This is a genomic window from Undibacterium sp. TC9W, assembly GCF_049339865.1.
GTDB lineage: Bacteria > Pseudomonadota > Gammaproteobacteria > Burkholderiales > Burkholderiaceae_D > Undibacterium.
This window is the reverse complement of sequence record NZ_JBMPPJ010000002.1, coordinates 1-17,345: the sequence shown is the minus strand read 5'-3', so window position 1 is coordinate 17,345 and position 17,345 is coordinate 1. Positions and strand designations below refer to the sequence as shown.

At 50.6% G+C, this 17,345-nt stretch carries 20 protein-coding genes; 4 read left to right on the top strand and 16 right to left on the bottom strand.

Translation table 11 applies throughout. The features are described from left to right. Window positions 1-2 precede the first annotated feature (2 nt). The 3 genes from ACO0LN_RS02390 to ACO0LN_RS02380 all read right to left on the bottom strand — a co-directional run bounded on the left by ACO0LN_RS02390 (window position 3) and on the right by ACO0LN_RS02380 (window position 1,896). Window positions 3-314, bottom strand: coding sequence for a hypothetical protein (locus ACO0LN_RS02390; RefSeq protein WP_422970793.1), 312 nt, complete (start codon window positions 312-314; stop codon window positions 3-5). Window positions 315-358: 44 nt separating this feature from the next. Continuing rightward, entirely contained in the window at window positions 359-1,000 is a 642-nt protein-coding gene (locus ACO0LN_RS02385; protein ID WP_422970792.1) for a glutathione S-transferase family protein, read from the bottom strand. Between the two features lie 71 nt (window positions 1,001-1,071). Then, a complete protein-coding gene (locus ACO0LN_RS02380; protein ID WP_422970791.1) occupies window positions 1,072-1,896 on the bottom strand; it encodes a helix-turn-helix domain-containing protein in 825 nt (274 codons plus the stop codon). 142 nt (window positions 1,897-2,038) lie between these two features. Between ACO0LN_RS02380 and ACO0LN_RS02375 the strand changes: the two genes are divergently transcribed. Both ACO0LN_RS02375 and ACO0LN_RS02370 read left to right on the top strand, forming a co-directional pair. Next, the gene (locus tag ACO0LN_RS02375) at window positions 2,039-2,458 is read left to right on the top strand and encodes a hypothetical protein (RefSeq protein WP_422970790.1); all 420 of its coding nucleotides are present in this window, start codon (window positions 2,039-2,041) and stop codon (window positions 2,456-2,458) included. Between the two features lie 117 nt (window positions 2,459-2,575). Further along, window positions 2,576-2,944, top strand: coding sequence for an MmcQ/YjbR family DNA-binding protein (locus ACO0LN_RS02370; protein WP_422970789.1), 369 nt, complete (start codon window positions 2,576-2,578; stop codon window positions 2,942-2,944). 521 nt (window positions 2,945-3,465) lie between these two features. Here the strand turns inward: ACO0LN_RS02370 and ACO0LN_RS02365 are convergent. From ACO0LN_RS02365 to ACO0LN_RS02345, 5 genes are all read right to left on the bottom strand, one after another. After that, the gene (locus tag ACO0LN_RS02365; RefSeq protein ID WP_422970788.1) at window positions 3,466-3,903 is read right to left on the bottom strand and encodes a hypothetical protein; all 438 of its coding nucleotides are present in this window, start codon (window positions 3,901-3,903) and stop codon (window positions 3,466-3,468) included. A 128-nt stretch (window positions 3,904-4,031) separates the two neighbouring features. Further along, window positions 4,032-4,949, bottom strand: coding sequence for an NAD(P)/FAD-dependent oxidoreductase (locus tag ACO0LN_RS02360; RefSeq protein WP_422970787.1), 918 nt, complete (start codon window positions 4,947-4,949; stop codon window positions 4,032-4,034). Next, a complete protein-coding gene (locus ACO0LN_RS02355) occupies window positions 4,933-5,397 on the bottom strand; it encodes an RrF2 family transcriptional regulator (RefSeq protein WP_422970786.1) in 465 nt (154 codons plus the stop codon). The genes ACO0LN_RS02360 and ACO0LN_RS02355 overlap by 17 nt, the downstream gene beginning before the upstream one ends. A gap of 123 nt (window positions 5,398-5,520) precedes the next feature. Next, window positions 5,521-5,940: a hypothetical protein gene (locus tag ACO0LN_RS02350; protein ID WP_422970785.1), complete on the bottom strand. Its 420-nt coding sequence runs from the start codon at window positions 5,938-5,940 to the stop codon at window positions 5,521-5,523. Window positions 5,941-6,144: 204 nt separating this feature from the next. Then, window positions 6,145-6,576, bottom strand: coding sequence for a hypothetical protein (locus ACO0LN_RS02345; protein WP_422970784.1), 432 nt, complete (start codon window positions 6,574-6,576; stop codon window positions 6,145-6,147). Window positions 6,577-6,915: 339 nt separating this feature from the next. Between ACO0LN_RS02345 and ACO0LN_RS02340 the strand changes: the two genes are divergently transcribed. Continuing rightward, entirely contained in the window at window positions 6,916-7,206 is a 291-nt protein-coding gene (locus tag ACO0LN_RS02340) for a YciI family protein (RefSeq protein ID WP_422970783.1), read from the top strand. Window positions 7,207-7,287: 81 nt separating this feature from the next. Here ACO0LN_RS02340 and sugE read toward each other — a convergent pair whose 3' ends face one another. Together sugE and ACO0LN_RS02330 are read right to left on the bottom strand one after the other, a co-directional pair. Then, window positions 7,288-7,608, bottom strand: coding sequence for a quaternary ammonium compound efflux SMR transporter SugE (sugE, locus tag ACO0LN_RS02335; protein ID WP_162059833.1), 321 nt, complete (start codon window positions 7,606-7,608; stop codon window positions 7,288-7,290). Window positions 7,609-7,768: 160 nt separating this feature from the next. Next, complete coding sequence (locus ACO0LN_RS02330) at window positions 7,769-8,227, bottom strand: DsrE family protein (RefSeq protein ID WP_422970782.1); 459 nt, start codon at window positions 8,225-8,227, stop codon at window positions 7,769-7,771. 348 nt (window positions 8,228-8,575) lie between these two features. On the opposite strand from ACO0LN_RS02330, the gene ACO0LN_RS02325 reads away from it, so the two are divergent. After that, on the top strand, window positions 8,576-9,391 hold the full coding sequence (locus tag ACO0LN_RS02325) for a phosphate/phosphite/phosphonate ABC transporter substrate-binding protein (protein WP_422970781.1): 816 nt from the start codon (window positions 8,576-8,578) through the stop codon (window positions 9,389-9,391). A 35-nt stretch (window positions 9,392-9,426) separates the two neighbouring features. Here ACO0LN_RS02325 and ACO0LN_RS02320 read toward each other — a convergent pair whose 3' ends face one another. The 6 genes from ACO0LN_RS02320 to ACO0LN_RS02295 form a co-directional block, all read right to left on the bottom strand. Then, complete coding sequence (locus ACO0LN_RS02320; protein ID WP_422970780.1) at window positions 9,427-10,017, bottom strand: helix-turn-helix domain-containing protein; 591 nt, start codon at window positions 10,015-10,017, stop codon at window positions 9,427-9,429. 55 nt (window positions 10,018-10,072) lie between these two features. After that, complete coding sequence (locus tag ACO0LN_RS02315; RefSeq protein WP_422970779.1) at window positions 10,073-10,288, bottom strand: hypothetical protein; 216 nt, start codon at window positions 10,286-10,288, stop codon at window positions 10,073-10,075. A 10-nt stretch (window positions 10,289-10,298) separates the two neighbouring features. Beyond that, window positions 10,299-11,732 carry a hypothetical protein gene (locus ACO0LN_RS02310; protein WP_422970778.1) on the bottom strand — a complete coding sequence of 478 codons (1,434 nt, stop codon included), beginning with the start codon at window positions 11,730-11,732 and terminating at the stop codon, window positions 10,299-10,301. 81 nt (window positions 11,733-11,813) lie between these two features. Then, window positions 11,814-12,689: an ABC transporter ATP-binding protein gene (locus tag ACO0LN_RS02305; RefSeq protein ID WP_422970777.1), complete on the bottom strand. Its 876-nt coding sequence runs from the start codon at window positions 12,687-12,689 to the stop codon at window positions 11,814-11,816. A 2-nt stretch (window positions 12,690-12,691) separates the two neighbouring features. Continuing rightward, on the bottom strand, window positions 12,692-13,102 hold the full coding sequence (locus ACO0LN_RS02300) for a GntR family transcriptional regulator (RefSeq protein WP_422970776.1): 411 nt from the start codon (window positions 13,100-13,102) through the stop codon (window positions 12,692-12,694). Between the two features lie 337 nt (window positions 13,103-13,439). Next, on the bottom strand, window positions 13,440-17,345 hold a 3,906-nt coding region (locus tag ACO0LN_RS02295), incomplete at its 5' end, for a beta strand repeat-containing protein (RefSeq protein ID WP_422970775.1).

Sequence of the window (17,345 nt, the reverse complement as noted above, 5' to 3'; positions counted from 1 at the left end):
CCCTAAACTTTTTTTATATTCAATGCCAGATATTGCAGCAAAGGTGCGACATGAGTCAGCATCAATGGAAATGCATGTGTCTTGTCGTTGATTACGTGTTTGCTGAATTCCAGATCTTCACACAGGCTGCCTATATTCGGTTCCTTAGCGTCCTCAAGTATGGCGTATAAAGAATCGTCTGGCATGGCCCAGTAGTAGTCTTCGGTCAGTTCAACCTCTTTCAACTGCAAATCATCTTCCACATGCGACAATATGGAATTAATGATACTGCGCAACTCTGCAATATTGATGCTGTGCTTTACTTTGACTGTCATGCTGATTTCATGCTGCTTCCGAAATAGTTTTTACCAAAACTTATTCACCACTTGGGCGTAATCCGCTCACCTGGCAAGACTTCATAAGGATGTGCCCAGCCTGGCAAGGCACGCAAGCGGTCCAGCCAGGCGACGATGTGCGGGTAGCGGTCTGTCAGCTTGTAGCCACTCTCTTCTTCAGGATAAAACAGGTAGGCACTCAGGGAAAAATCAGCAATCGTCGGTGCATCGCCGACCAGGTATTCTCGGCCTGCCAGATGTTTGTTGACAATAGTGAAGGCATTGTCTATGCGCCCCAACAGCCAGGCCTGGACAGCCGGATCGGGGGCAGAGGGACCAAAGGATTTATTGAAGCGGTAGCTGGCAAAATAACTGGTGAACTTGTGGTTATCAAATAAAAGCCAGCGCAATACTTCGAGTTTTTCATCTTCATTCTTGCCACCAAAAGCGCCATGCTTGTTGGCAAGGTAGCTGAGGATTACGCCAGACTGTGTCAGCCTGCGTTCGCCGTCTTCTAGTATGGGCACCTCCCCCATTTCATTGGCTTGCTCGCGCCATTCATTGCTGCGGGTAACACCCTGGAACATATCGACAAAGGCGTTCTCAAAAGGCTGGTTCAGTGCGCGCAATAAAAAAGCGACCTTGAAGGAATTGCCAGACTGGCAGAGGCTATGCAGTTTGTACATGATGCTTGTCCTTGGGAGGGAAGAGAACAGGCATCTTACCAAGATTTATCGATTGTGCATAATCACCACGGTCACCCTGCCATTGCCTTCAAAAAGACTTCGGTTGGTGTATCTGCAGGATAAAACAATTCCACGCACAGCTCATGCAGGGTGATGTCGCGCGGGCTGCCAAAGGTGGTCAGGGTAGTGAATAGCGAAAGTTCATGGCCATGAAGCTCCATGATGCAGGGTATCAGCAAAGAGGGTTCTGTTGCTTGCGTGACGGGTGTTTGCTGTTTGAGGGCGATGACATTGGGATAAGCATGCACTTCTTCCACCAGGGCGATGATGGCTTCATCGCGGGCACTCAGCATCAGCCTTTGCAGGACTTGCAAAAGATAGCTACCCCATTCTGCAAAGTTTTTGGTAAAAGCCGCAAAGCCTCGAGGATGCAGGCTGGCCCTGAAGATATTGATTTCTGGTGTCAACAATTCTGGCGGCAACAGGCTCATGAGTTTGGCAGCGGCGCTGTTATGCAAGACCACATTCCAGTGCCTGTCCAGCGCAACACCGGGATAAGGGTCATGGGTATCGAGCAGGCGCTGTACTGCTGCCTTGGCTTGGGCCATGCGGGCCGTATCCAGCCCCTGTTCGCTATAGCGCGGTGCATAGCCTGCCGCCAGCAGCCAGGTATTGCGGGCGCGCAGGGGTACATCAAGCTGGCTGGCGATGCTCATCAAGAGTTCAGCACTGGGGCGTGAGCGCCCAGTTTCTACAAAGCTCAGGTGACGTGGCGAAATATCGATATCTAGCGCCAGTTCCATCTGGCTTATTTTGCGTTGCGTGCGCCATTCACGTATCAGGGTACCGACTGGTGCCTCTGTCTGTTCTGCTGTCGCCGATGTGAGATGAGCCATTGCGCTTCCCTTAAGAAATATGGATACCTGAGCCTGCATTATCCCTGCCCTGTTGCATGAGCGCCATTACCTGCCAGGTAATCGACTCGCTGCAAATGTAGAGCGAAACTGCAATCCCCTCAACTGTTTTTGGAGATACATCATGTCAACTGCTTCTAATGCATCTGCTGCCGTTAAATTGCATGCCCCTACCCTGTCGCTGCGCACCATACTGGCACTGGATGCCATCACTGGCCTTGCCATGGGCTTGCTGCTGGTCGCCACGTCCGGTCTGTTGTCTGGCCTGCTGGGCTTGCCCAAAGACTTTTTGTTCATGGCAGGTGCCAGCCTGTTCCCGGTTGCTGCACTGGTGGGTTTTACCAGCCGTGCCGGTGGCGAAACAAAGCCGCCTGCCCCACTAGTATGGATCGTCATACTCGGCAACCTGGGCTGGGTCATCGCCAGCATATTGACGATGGAAGTCTGGTTTGAACCCAGTATATTGGGATTTGTCCTTGTCAGTGTGCAGGCACTGGTGGTGCTGGCTTTTAGTGTGCTGGAATATCGTGGGCTGCGCAACTAAGGCTCTGGTGCTGAGGGGCAAGCCTGGCTTGCCTCTTACTGCTCAAGCAAGATTGCCGGAATTGCAATACACTGAGATACTTACGTATCCCATTTTGCTATTGATCTTAAGCCTGCAATGAAACTAGCCGCTCTCAAAAAATTATGTGCCAGTTATGCTGGCGCCCGTGAAAGACTACACGCAGCTCCCAGTAATGTGCTGGCATATAGCGTGGGCGAAAAATCCTTTGCCTACTTCAAGACCAGCGAGCCTGAGCGCTGGCGTTTCAGCATACGGGTGACACCTGCTCGCTTTCTTGAGCTGACTGATATGCCGGGCGTAAAACCGGCGCGGTACATGGGGCGATTTCATTGGATCACCATCGTCGCTGTTGAGCAATTTCCTGAAGAGTATTTGCGGGAATTGCTCGAGTATTCTTATCAAAAGGCGTTGTCGGGCTTGACGAAGAAAAAGCGGGACGAGGTTTTGATGGGTGGTGCAGATTGAACTGTACGCCCATTTAGTGCCGACAATGTTTAAAGTTTTTTAGTCGCAATTATCACGTTGCTTCTGATAAGCCATATTCGTGTTAACGTCATTCCTGCATGCTTTTGGTTGAAATCTAGAAGGTAGGCGCTTCAGTGGCATTCTTAACATACTGCAAAGTACATTACCATCAGAATTGCATGCGGCTACGAACTTGATTCTAAAATGTCTTCTCACGTGATCGACGATTGCTGGTCGGGGGTAGCCCGACAGCTACATACCTTTCTTGCGTCGCCAAGAAAGGTATGCCAAAGAAGGCGCCCCAGGCGTCGTCGCCCCCTAAAGGGGGTACCCGTTTATGCGGTACAAAAAATGGGAAGATCCGAAACTCGCTTCGCTCAAACAGCGGCTCTTCTTTTTCCATTTTCTGTACCGCACAAACGGCGCCGACACATGGGAACTGCGAAAATCAAAAGCAACATCAACACAACCTGTAATCATATTGCGAACTGAAGACATTGTTCGTCGTAGTTAAGAGAACCTTAAACCGTCTCCAAATAGTTTGCCCTCACCTCACTCACGGGCATAATCACACATCGCAAAAACATCTTCGCTGCATCCTCATGCGTGAGTAAATCCTGCAATTCTGCCGGTATCTGCCCGGTAAAGGCAAAGCCTGATCTGGTGTGCATACCCGCTTCACGTTCTGTCCACAGCAATTGTATCTGGCAATCGCCCAGTGCCATGTCGGGCTGCGCTACATCTGGTAAAAAGCTGAGCTGGTACTGGCCGGATGGCATTTCGGATTCGAGTTCGGTCAGCACCTGCAGGCCACCCGTGCTGAGGTTAACCAGCAGGGCTGGCAGGGCATCAGCATGTTCGGGGGAGTTGAATACCCAAACCGGGCGTATCTCGTGGGTGCCGAGGGAAACTAAGAAGAATTGCACGCGTTGGTGGCGACGGTTTTCAGATGGGTTCATGGCATCAATGATCAGTTCAGGTGGAGGAAATTTCTGTCAAAACAGCAGACAGAAATTTATTCCAGATTTATGTCATGAACATGACCAGACTATGCGTTGCCTCTCTCCTCCACCAAGCCACCACGCCATCATGCCGCCTTGGCCTCAAAGATCATGGACTGGTGAGCTGCTACTCCTGCCATCGCGCCGTCAGCGACGGCCATTGCCACATTGCCTGCCATACGGGCGGCGTCACCGCAGGCGAATACGCCGGGCACGCTGGTGGCTTTGGTCTCGTTAGTGCGGATAACCGTACCCATGGGGCCTTCTGTCATTTCGCAAGCCAATTGTGTGGCGAAGGGACTGTTGATGCGAATGGTGCCCATGGTGAACAGGCCATCCATTTCATGTTGCCTGCCGTCTTGCAGCTCTACCGTGGCAAGGCCGCTGATTTTGCTCACAGGTGCGGCTTCTATTGTGACGCCACGCTTTTGCAAAGCCACCAATTGCTCAGCATCTGGCTCAAAGCATAAATTGGTGAACAGCGTGACTTGCCCCCAGTCTGGCAGCATCATCGCATGGTGATACGACAGCGGGCTGGTAGCCAGTACGCCAATGCGGCCATTATCAATTTCATAGCCGTGACAATATGGGCAGTGGAAGATGCTGCGCCCCCAGCGTTCTGCCAAGCCTTCTATCGCCGGTAAATCATCTGTGACGCCGATGGCGAGTATCAGCCTGCGTGCCTCGTAATTGCCCTGCCCCTCAACGGATACGATAAACCCATCATCCTGGCGAGCTACCGAGGTGGCCTGCCCCTCTACCCAGGTGACGGTTTTATAGGCCATCAACTGTGCCTTGCCTTCACTGGCAATGGCGCTGGCTTTCTTACCATCTTGTCCCAGAAAACCGTGTGAGTATTCAACAAAGCGGTTGCGGCGCTGGCCACCATCGATGACCAGCACATGCCGCCTGGCGCGTACGAGTTGCATGGCGGCAGAAAGCCCGGCATAGCTGCCGCCGATGATGATGGCATCAAACATCATGCCCTTAGTGATGATGGTCATGGCTTTTTCCCTTGTTCTTGCTGTGTGCATTAAATTTGCGGCTGAACTCTGTCGCCAGATCAGCCAGTGTTACGTCACCCAGACGGGCGATGAGCAAGGCTTCTGCTTCGTCAAAGGCAGTTGCGAGTGCTTCGTTGACGACTTGCTCTACCAGACATTCAGGCTTGTCATTGCGGTTGCCCATGGCAAATACGGTAGGTGCGCCGAGCGCATCGTAGATGTCTCGCAAGGTCACTGTTTGCAAGTCGCAAGAAATAACCCAGCCGCCACCATGGCCCTTGTCAGAACTCACGTAGCCACGGCTGCGCAAGCCCGCCAGCACACGCCTGACCAGCACCGGATTGGTTGTCAGGTATTGCGCCAGTTCTTCAGAAGTCATGGCCCGTTGTCCATGCGCCATGTGCAATAGCACGTGGAGGATGGAAGAAAGTTTACTGTCTTTTCTCATGTAACTTATGATAGTACATAATTGAGAAATGTGCTGGGATTTTTAAAGTACAGAAAATAGTCACAAAAAAAAGGGTGGCCATGATCAGGCCACCCCATTCTTATCTTTTGCGGTCGATGAGTTTTATTTATCCACTTCCCTCGTCAGCATTTCCCATGAAGGCTGGGAAGTGCCATCAGTCGTTGCTGAGACTTTACCGCCAGCAAACTTGAGGTAAGTCGTCGCAGCCTTGCTGAATTCTATGGACTTCATCTTGCACATGGCTTTTTTGGTCGCGGCATCAGCGCAATAGGAAGCAACATTGTCCTTGATGGTAGCGGCAAAATACTTGATCTTGAACATGTCGTCTGTGCTTTGAAAACTGTCGGCCTTGATGTCGAATTTGACGTCGCAACCACAAGATGTTTTCAGGCTGCTGGTGGCAGCCTTGACTGCGGGCTCAACTTCATTACTCATGAAGTCGCGCTCTGCCTTGCCTGCAAATGCAGTCAGTGGCAAGAGCAAGGCGATGCTGGAGATGGCGGCGAATCTGGAAATTTTCATGCTTATGTCCTTGTATGGTTAAAACCTGGAATGTCTTGAAGAGTTTTGCATTCTAAGTTTCAAGAACAGCATGCGGCTAAATGTTTGTAAGCAATTCCCGGCAAAAAAAATGCCACTCACAGTGTCTGTCATTTTACTTTGTCACCAGTGCTTACACTTTTGATCACAGTGCATTCTTTCCGATTTCAGGCTAATCGAGATTATTCATCCCAGTGCTTTTCTTTGCCGCCACCAATGCAAAGCCCAGCGCCAGCAATAGATCAGGCTGACTAAGAATAAACTGATCCAGCAGACAATCGCCAGCACACCACCGGCTTGCGGCGTCCCCCACACCAGCACCCAAAAGAACAAGGCTGGGCCTGCAAGCACACTGGCCAGCAAGGTAATAATGGCTTGTGGTTTTTCCTTCAAAACTAGCAGCCCACAAGGCAGAAAAAAAACGGCAAGTACTGCGAGCATGGTCAAGCTGCTTGCCATCGTCTTGTTTTTGCGCACGTCCTCCCAACCGTCGATCAATAAGACATAGCCATATAGTAAATTATCTTTCGCAACCACTTTCACGGCCTCTTTCCCCACCTCATTTTGCTTAGCCTGGTCATTTGCAGTTTGCGATTGTGCTTCCTTTTGCGGCTGCATTTTTGATTCGCATTTGGAAAGAGGCAGTACAAAACAAAGCAATAAAAGCAGGGAAGAAATTTTCCTGATCAGGCTCAACATCATGATGTGAACTTTCGAATTAAGGAGTACTTGCAGCTAAATTGAAGCAACTGCCAATGACACCAACACCTGCCGGATTCAACACCAGCGCTAAGCTATCTACAAACCTGTTGCTACTTTATCAAAGTATTACCGCTAAATATACTGGCATCAGCTGTCCGGCTGGTTTGGAACAGAATTAAAACATTGAACAGCAATCAACAGCTATTCAAGTTTTTGCCCCTCACTTTACATTCTAGAAAAACTCAGGAAAACATCATGTTCATACTCAATGTCAGTTATAGCAAGAACCCTGGCGAAGTAGAGCCACATATCAAAGCCCATGGCGAATGGGTGAGCCGTTACCTGAAGGAAGGCATATTCCTGTTCGCTGGCCCAAAAAAGAGTGGGCTCGGCGGCATCATCGCCGTACAGAGCATCAGCAAGGAAAGGCTCTTGCAAATACTGGCGGAAGATTCTTATGTACAGGCAGATGTCGCGGATTACCAGATCATTGATTTTGATTGCAAAGCGACGCAAAGCACGCTGGAAGCTTTGAAGCTGGCTTGAGCATATAGTCTTCAAAGACCTTGACATACAAGGGTATATCAAGGGCTTAGATATATGAATTGCGATCCAGTCAATTGCAATCTAATGCGGTGAAGACATTTTCATGAAAACCAGGCCGCAGATGATGAGCAGCAATGCACAGATACGCATGAAATTCAATTGCTCTCCAAAGAAGACAATCCCGAGAATGAAAGCACCGACGGCGCCTATGCCTGTCCACATGGTATAGGCGGTGCCTAATGGCAGGGTACGCATGGATAAGGCCAGCAAAGCAAAGCTGACTATCATGCCTGCGATGGTGACGATAGAGGGGACAACTTTCGTGAAACCTTCAGACTGCTTCATGGCGAAAGCCCAGACGACTTCAAACAGACCTGCCAGTATCAATAATATCCAAGCCATGACGGCTCTCCTTTCAAAGAGCCGGGCCGTCCCGGACATTCATTCCCAAACTGGGGAAGGTCGTTCCTCCTGATGGAATCCGTATGGATTCGCTTGAATGAGCTGATTAGCCCAATGATGCCAGGAGCAAATTATAGCTTAGCTACCGCCCTGCTGCACATCACGGCCTGATGTAAGCATAGCCCTGCTGCTGCCGCCTGATCAGTTGCGACACGCCTGCTTCAACATAATCGAGATTGTCGAGCATGTCTGATTTGCTGATTTTCTGTGCGCGCATGGTGTTCTCGCAGATCACGACATGGGCCCCGAGCTTCATGACTTCTTCTATGCGGCTGGCAACGGGTGTCTCAAACTTGAACATGTCTATGCCGGGGCCATAGGCGACAATTTCTACCTCGACATTTTCCTTGCCCAGGTCTTTGATGACATTCTTTACGTTATTCAAAGCCAGTTCCCATTTGCGGCTTTCGCCATCACTGACCTGAAAAACTACTTTGGATTTTTGTGTTGCCTGCGCTTTGGCAGGCGCGGGTGTTTGTGCCATGACGCTGGCCGGGCCCAGGCTGCTGATCAACAGTGCCGCTACCAAAGTACGGGCATAGTGGGAAAACTGGTTCATATTCACTCCGCTATTTAAAAGTGCTGATTTATGCGGCAACAATAGCAGATTTATAGGCAAACTGATCATGAAATTTTCTGCCTCCCTGCATGGTTTATTTGGCAATAACTTACTTTTTTGACAGGTTGCAAAAAAGCATTTTACAAAAACAAGAATGTTAAAAATGGTTGCTTGTATCAGCTTATCTGGATTAAAGTTGGCCTTTCCGCAAGTTGCGTTGGCGTAACCGGTCACCCATCATTTGCATGCGTCTGGTGTTGGCGTATGTGATCAATACGCGACAACCACATGACAACCACATGACAACTACGTGACAAGAATGTTGAACAGTTTCCCAGGATGACGGATATGAAAAAAGTTCTCTCGATTGCAGCTTGCTGCCTGGCTGGTTTTACTGCTCAGGTGCAGGCGCAAAACAACTATAGTCTCTACGTCAGTGAAGGCACATCTGGCGGGCTTGATGCAGCCCAGGTCATAGAAAAATATACTGGCCTGGCCGAAGTCATGGGCAAGGCCCTGGGTAAAAAAGTAACGGTGGTGGTAGCGCGTGAGTTTTCCCAGCTTGAAGAAGGCATGAAAGCCGGCAAGATGGATTTTGTGATTGCCCGGCCAAGTGATTATCCAGCGCGCGGCGTGCGCGACTATAAATATCAATTGGTCTCGACATCCAAGCCTGATGGTCAGTGCCTGCTGATCGTACCCAAGGCATCACCATTGAAGAGTATCGCTGATATAAAAGGCAAACGCATAGCCTTGCCTGAAAAGATTTCTTATATGTCGAAATTCTGTTCGGCAGAATTGACGCACAATGGTTTCAACCTGGCGACAGAGAAAATCCAGTATGCCAAAGAACAGGGTGCAGTATTGTTTTACCTTGACAATCTGCTGGCCGATGTTGGTGGCATTGCCTCTTACTCAGGCGTAGCCAAGAACCTTGAAAAAACCGGCCACCGCGTCATCCATACCAGCCAGCCACAACCTTACCAGCCCTTGATTGCCCATCCCAAGATCACGGCAGCGCAAATCCAGGCCTTGAAAAAAGAACTGGGGCTGCTCGATGATACAGAAGCAGGCAAACCCACGCTGAAGCAAATCGGTATCAAGGAATTTGATACCGGCAATAATGAACAACGCCTGCGCGATTTGCTGAAGTGGCTGGGCTAAGCCCTAACTCCAGCGCCTCTATTCCATTCCATTCATTAATACGAGTGGGATGCAGCCTGGGTCAGCGGGTCATAAATCGATGGCATCATGGGCATGGATGGAACCGGGGTTTTCACCTGTTCTGCCATGTCAAGCATCATCAGCTTTTGCGTACGCAGATAAGGGCTGGGTACTGCCCTTTCTACCACGATGTTCCAGCGCTTCAGGTAGTTGGTCACTGAGCGTATGTGGATTTTGACGCCCAGGTGCTTGCTGATGAGCTCAGCGACGGCAGGACGTGTCCATTCAGCAAAGTCCATCTGCAACTGGCGTGGCTTGTTGTCACGTATCAGTTGTTGTACTTGCTCTTCTTGCTCGGTACTCATGGCACGGCCTTCGCCTGAACGGCGGCCACGGCGGTGCGGCAGAATGGCATCTGCGCCCTGCTCCTGGTAACGGGCAATAATCAGGCAGACTGCAGTATAGCTAAGCCCCAGTTCACGTGCGATCTGGACTTTTCTGGCGCCGCGCTGGTGGGCGCGTATGACCTGGCGGCGGCGTTCATACTGTTCCAGCGCGCTCAGACTTCTGGCATCTTCTTTTTTGGCGGCAGGTGCAAATACTTGCATGGGCAGTGGCATATTCATACTGAGATCCTTAATGTTGACTATTCAACGAAGAGATGCAGTGAATATAGGCGATTTACAGCTTTATGTGCCCTATACTAAAGTATGAATACAGCACTTCCAGGGTGATTTTCCCTAGCTTGATGCCCAGGCATTCCCAGATATCTTCCCCAGTTTGGTCTTGCTTGCAAGACAACAAGGAGACCCGCCCGGCTGGTTCTGCCAGTTCTGGTGGGGCCAGCAACATAATGACGAGCAAAGCAAGCACGCAAATCAGGATCAAGAGTCGCATGATGTACCTTTCACGCAGCACGGCCAACTGGAAACAAAGTCTCAGCCTGCATCAGCGTCTGCCAACGCCAGCGTAATATGGCTGCAGTAGCACCCGCAATCAAACCGCAGATAAGCCAGACAGGCAAGCCAGGAACAAGCGCATGCAGGCCAAGCATGGCGACGCCCAGGAACATCGGTATAGTCAATGCCGCCAGCAATGAAGATTGATAGCTGGATGGGATATGCGCATAATTGGTCAGGCTCAAGACACTCACTGGCAACAGGCTAAATGAAATTAGCCAGATTACTTCGTGCATATAGTCTGAGGTAGAGCATAAATAGGCCCCACTCAAGGCAAATACAGCTGACACTAACCACAGACCCAAATACTGACGCAATATAAAATATAGTATCGTCTTGCCCTGCTCGTGCTGGTTGGTTAAATTGGGTGCTAGTAATAGCAAACCTTGCTCTTCCCGGCGTTGAGAAACGCAGCCGCGCACAAAAGCGGCGTAGATAGGCGGTAGGATGATAAAAGACACCAAGGCAGCTAAATATACTACTGAATGATCAAGCGCTTCTTTCTTCGAAGAATCGTGAAAGTAGAACGCGAAGTAGATGCTCAAACCTGCACTCATTACTACCACCGGGATAAAACTGCTCAACCAAAAAGCCTGCGAACCTATGGAGAATGCTATCAATTGCCCGACTTCTCCTGGTACAGCACGCACCTTGCCCATACTTCGGCGTAAGAAGAAGTGATAGGGGTTGAGGAACTTCAAGGAATACGAATTCATGCCTGCTTCTTCACCACGCATGTACATTCTCATCGTAGGTATGCTATCGGCGATTTTAAAAAGTGCATCACCACGCACGGAAAACACCCAATGTAGAATCAGAGCGGTCAGCGAGAATCCAGCGATCACCAGCAACACGGGCTGATTCCAGTCAAGCTGCATGGGCAATGTATTGCTATTTCGAAATAACCAAGCGGGAAGCTGTGTCAACAATATGAGCAGAATGATTACCAGCTTATTGCGAATAGTAGCAACGTATACCAGCATGGCGATTACGCCAAAGAACCATCCCTGGAAAAACTTCCCATGCATGCGCAATGCCAGAGGAAACAACAATGGAATGAGTAAAATAGGCAGTGCAAGGGCAGCCTGCATACGCCATTTCATATTCGGCACCAAGTTGGCACAAGTGGGCGTGTATTGCATGACGGCACTGGGTATCAGGAAGATAAACCAGAAAAATAAAATCGTCAGCAACACTGATCCTAGCCCGTTGGCGCATGTCTTTAAGATGGCCCTCGCACTGGGTTCGTATTCGGTGACAGAAAGCAGCTCAACAAATGGAATCAAACAAATCAATGCCAGGATGAAGTAGGCAGATTTAAGACTGCCCGCATTGATACGTCCATAGACGGGCTGCATCCATATTGAAATAATGGCCTTCATATTATTCTTTCTCAGTTCTCATCAACCAGTGAATGGAAATTTGCCAGGCATGGTGGTACAGGCGCTTATTCACCGAGAATTTCAGCATGTCATTTCTATGAACAAGTCTTCCAGGCTGAGCTTATCGATACGGACATCCTGACGTGCTTCCAGTGCATATAATTGTTCATGGCTGAATTGCGCCAGCAGCTTGGCCTCACCACTTGCATTTTCAGTCTGACGCAATATTTTTGCAGGATGCAGTTGCCGCAATACGGTTGATGACCCAGTGATACGCACTGTGTTATCCATCATGTCGTCCAGTGATTGTTGATGAACAATTTGCCCGTCACTGAGAAAGGCGACATCCATCGCCACCCTTTCAAGATCAGACAGGATATGGGTAGAGAACACGATGGTGGTCTGTTTTTCGATGACGCGGTCTATGAGTTCGCGCAAGAATTCACGGCGGCCTGCCGGGTCAAGGCTGGATACTGGCTCATCCAGGATAAGCAACTCAGGATCATGCGCCAGTGCGCGGATGATGGACAAACGTTGCTTTTGCCCTACCGAGAGTTTGTTGATGGCCTTGTCATAAGGTAGCTCCCAGGCTTGCATCAATGACTGAACCTTGCTGTCGTTCCAGCGTGGGTACAGTAACTGGAAATAAGCCAGCATCTGCCTTGCCGTCAGCCATTCAAAGAGGTCACTGCGCTGTGGTACATAGGCTATCCTGGCTCTCGTCTCTGCACTGAGCTGTCCTGCTGCTTCGCCATACAGGCTGGATGTGCCGCCATCGATATCACGCAAACCCAGCAGGCATTCTATCAATGTCGATTTACCTGCACCATTGCGTCCCAGCAGGCCGACGATACTGCCTGGTGCAATCTGCCAGTCCAGATTTTTCAAGACAGCTTGCCCGCTGAACGATTTACTCAATCCCTGGATATGCACGGGTGCATTTAAATGAACTTGCATGCTTATTTTCCTTTAAGAATACTGGTCAAGAGTGTGATGACTGCGCTGGAGTCAAGTTCGAGCTGACTGGCTTCCAGTGCGATACGTTCAAGGCTGGGGCGCAATAATTCCAGCCTCGATGCAAGATCAGAATGGCCGCTGGCCTGTGCCGCGACTTCCATGCCCAGCCCACGGCGGCGTACCAGCAAACCTTCTGCTTCGAGCATGCTGTAAGCCTTGGATACCGTCATGGGGTTGACACCCAGCCCGGTGGCGACATCACGCACCGAAGGCATGGCATCACCCGCTGCAATTTGTCCGCCCGCCTGCAGGCGTCGCAATTGCTCTATCAACTGGCGATAGATAGGCTCGCTACTCCCTGTCACCACCTGGAATATCTCCGCGCCCAACTGGCGCGGTTTAATGTTTGTCATGCCTGGCGTCATGTTTCATGCTCCATGTTCCGGCCTTTCATCCTGTTTAAGCGAATACCTGGACACCTCCATCGTCAGGATGAATGCGTTGTGGTAGCTTCACATGGGGTTAATGATTAACACATCACCATCACGTGTATTAATATAGTAATACACTAGATTTACAATTTCAAGGAATTTCAAGCAATTTCAAAAAGATGCCGGCAGATTTGTCTCTTACTACAATAAAGCATAGAAAACTATGGAAGCGAAAGACAAAAAAAACGCCAGCAATGCTGGCGTTTTGAATGCTGTAGACAGGTACCGGGATCAATGCCTGTCGTGGTGATGTGTTGATTTATGCAATCAAATTCGCCACAGTAATAGTACCAACCGTACCCGTTAATTGTACGAAGAAGTCGGTAGTGTCAAACTGGCTGGTATCTGAACCGGTGTTCTGGAACAGATAAGTGCCTGCTGCCGTACCGCCCGCTATCGTGATCAGGAAAACCTGGTCACTGTTGTTGAGAAAGGCGGTCAAATCAGCGCCTATGGCGGTCAGATAGTTGGCGGTAGTAGCACTGGGGATGTTCCTGGTGCTTAAGGTCATCGCATTGACGCCAGTCTTGAAGTAATCCGTGCCCGTCGCATTGAAATTACCCACTACATCGACCTGTGTCTGGTTCGACATATTGGCCCCAGTTGCTATCAGTGTTTCCGAGCCTGAACCAGCGGTCTGCAGATTAATCGTATCCACCGCCGCACCACCGGTGATGGTAGTCGCCGCAGAACTGGAACCCAGCAGGTTCAATGTCTGGCCACCCGTACCCAGGGTAATGGTGTTGTCACCTGTGCTCTTGGTATAGTTTAGCGTGACACCTGCGCCATTCATGTTGGTGAGACTGGCCGTACCTATACTGCCTGCAACGTTGATGGTTTCGATATTCGCGACTTTAGTGCTCAGATCAATGTTCTGGGTGGTGGTCGCACCGATATTAATTGCATCTGTACCATTGCCACCATCCACCGTGGTCAGGAAGTTGATGATCTGGTTGGCCGTAAAGTTAAAGGTATCTGCACCTGTACCACCGATTACACTGACAGCCACATTGGCTGAGGTGAAGTTATTGGTGCCATTGGCAAGGTTGTACTTCTCTATCGTACTGAAGGCATTGAAGCTACCAGATGTCGTCAGATTCAACGTCTCAGTTCCTGATGCATTGACGGTGCCCGTAAATTGCGACATCTGGGCGATGGTTGCCGTGATGTTGGCATTATTGGTCACCGTCAGGTTTTCAAATCCTGTGATCGTGGCATTGCTGATATCCGGTGTCGACGAGAAGAACGCCAGGCTGTCAGTACCTGTACCAGCGGTATAAGTACCAAGGATGGTAACGCCATTGAGGGCCATGCTATTGTTGCCGTTGCCCAAGGACGCCGTACTGGAAACAGTGGCACTGATTGTCACATTGTCGTTACCACTACCGCCAATGTAGTTAACACCTGCCGTGGCAGAGTTCATGTTGACGGTATTGGTACCGCTGGCACTGCCTTTGACCGTCGCTGCGCCTGTCAGGGCACTGGCTGTCCAGGTAAAGCCACCCAAGGTGATGCCGCTGGCATCAACGCTTGTCAGCGCGGTGCTCGATGATGACAAGGTCAGGCCTGCATTGCCACTCACATTAAAGGTCTTGACCGAGTTACCAAGCCAGGTCATGTTGTCATTGAACAGGCCTGTGGGCGTGGCTTGGGTATCGTTGATACTGATATTGACAGTCTCAACACCAGATGCAGTAATGCCGACGCTGGCAAAGGAAACGCCAGAAGTACTGCCGTCAGTCAAAGTCAGGTTGACGACATCATTGACACCACCGACAAACGCAGCATTGGAAATGGTAAAGGCCGTGCCCGTGCCATTGAGCGTGATATTGCCATTGCTCGGCAAGTTGCTCAGTGTCAGGCCATTCGCGGCAGAGAAAGTGACGTCGCTATAGTTACCCAGGGTTTGCAGGTCTATGGTCTGGTTGGTGACACTGGTGAGACGCAATTTCTCAAAGCCGGTCACATTGCTGGCAAAGGTGCCGGAACCGGAAGCTGTGGCAGCATACGTTGCTGACAGAACGATAGTGTCGGTGCCCAGGCCGCCATTCACAACAATAGGAAGCAAGGCTGTGTTGGGAATAAAGGTATCATCGCCAGAGCCGCCATTGATGGTGGTGAAGCCTGCTGGCGTGTTGTAGGTGATGGTATTGGTACCATTGGCCAGATTCAGAACCTTGACGTTGCTGATAGTGCCACCGGTGCTGCCATTATTGAGGTTGACAGTGCCCGCTGTAGTCAGGGTCAGTACATCCGTATCTGCTGCATTACCGGCAATGGTCGTCCCATTGAGACCAGGAATGCTGGACATGAAGATATCGTTGGCGCCAGAGACACCATTGAACGTGCCGCCGGGGGTGACACTGACGGCATTGGCAATACCAAAGTCACTGGCCACAATACTGCCTGTGGTGCCACCCAGTTTGACGATAAAGTCGCTGCCATCCACGGCTGTTGCGCTACTGCCCGAATTCTGGAACACATACGTACCTGCTGCGGTACCACTGTTGACGGTGATGGTATAGGCCTGGCCAGTATTGGCAAGGCTCGCCCCCGCTGCTGTTGCGGCAGTCGCAATGGCTGCCGCCAGGTTGCTGCTGTCAGCATTGGCGATAGTCAGGTTAAACAGCGAGGTCGCGATAACGCCAGTCCCGAAACTGTCTGCACCTGCTGCCTTGAAATTATTGACAGTATCCATGGCATTGATGTTCGAGCCTGCCACAATCACATCTGCACCAGTTGCCGTGGTGGACAAATTGATGGTATCCACACCAGAACCACCGGTGATGGTACTGGCACCTGTGCCTGTACCCAGGATATTGAGGGTCTGGCCACCCGAACCCAGCGTGATGCCATTGATGGCAGTAGAAGCTGACTTGGTGAAGTTCAGGGTGACGCCAGCACCGTTTTCATTGGCAACGGTCCAGGTTGCAGTTGTGCCGCCTGTAACGTTGACTGTTTCTACATTGCTGACTTTGGCAGACATGTCCAAAGCGGCGGTTACCGCACCAACATTCAAGGTATCTGTCCCTGCACCACCATTGATGGCTGTGGAAGCAGTAATAATGGCTGAGCTGGCATTGATGGTGTCATTGCCCGTACCACCCGTCACCGATACCAGGCCAGTTGCCGCGGTAAAGGTATTGCTGCCATTGGCCAGTACATAGTTTTCTACATTGGCGTTACCAGTGATCGTACCAGCGGTGGTGAAGTTCACCGTTTCAGCCGCTGCGGCTGTAACGGTGGTAAAACCACCAAACTGTGCCGCTGTCATGGTGACAGATGCATTATTGGCGATATTGACAGTTTCAAAACCGCTGACATTCGCCGCGCTGATATTACTGCCATTGACCAGGAACAGGGTATCGCTGCCTGCACCTGCCACAAAGGTGCCACTATAAGACTTGCCTTCCAGCGTCAGGGTATTATTGCCCGCGCCCAGATTGACATTGCCAGCCAGCATGGAGCTGCCAGAATTGGTCAGGTTGACATTGTCGTTGCCAGTGCCACCGTTGATGGTGGTGATGCCGGAGGTAGCGACAGTGAAGTTGACATTGGTTGCGGTATTGTCGGTGGCCAGTGTCTTGATATTGGTGATGGTATTACCACCACCGATGTTGACTGTACCGCCACCAGAGATGGTGATGGTGTCCGCGTCGCTACCATTGCCGTTGACGGTTGTGCCCACCAGTGCTGCCACATTGCCGGTGAAGTTCTCATTCAGTCCAGCTGTGCCATTGAATACCCCGCCTGCAGTCAATACAGTGCTGTTGGCGGCCTGGCCATTGCCATTCGATGGATTGGTGCCGACCGTGCCATCAATCACGCTGGCACCACCGGATACAATAATGGCATTGGAAGTCGTGCTGTTATTGACACCACCACCGGTCGCATTCGAAGCCGATGTCACGTCATACACCAGGGTACCGCCAGTGACGGAGATATACGACAGATCAATATTATTCACACCAGCGATATCATCCACAATCGTCAGTTGATGTGGACCTGCACCAGTGAATGTCAGTACCGGACCGGACAGGTTCAATGCGGCACGCGCTGCGATTAATGCCGCGTATTGGCTGGCGGTGATGACGACTGCTGAATTGGCTGTGATGTTTTCAATACCAGACAATTGCGCGCCAGCCAGGTTGATCGCACCGTAAGT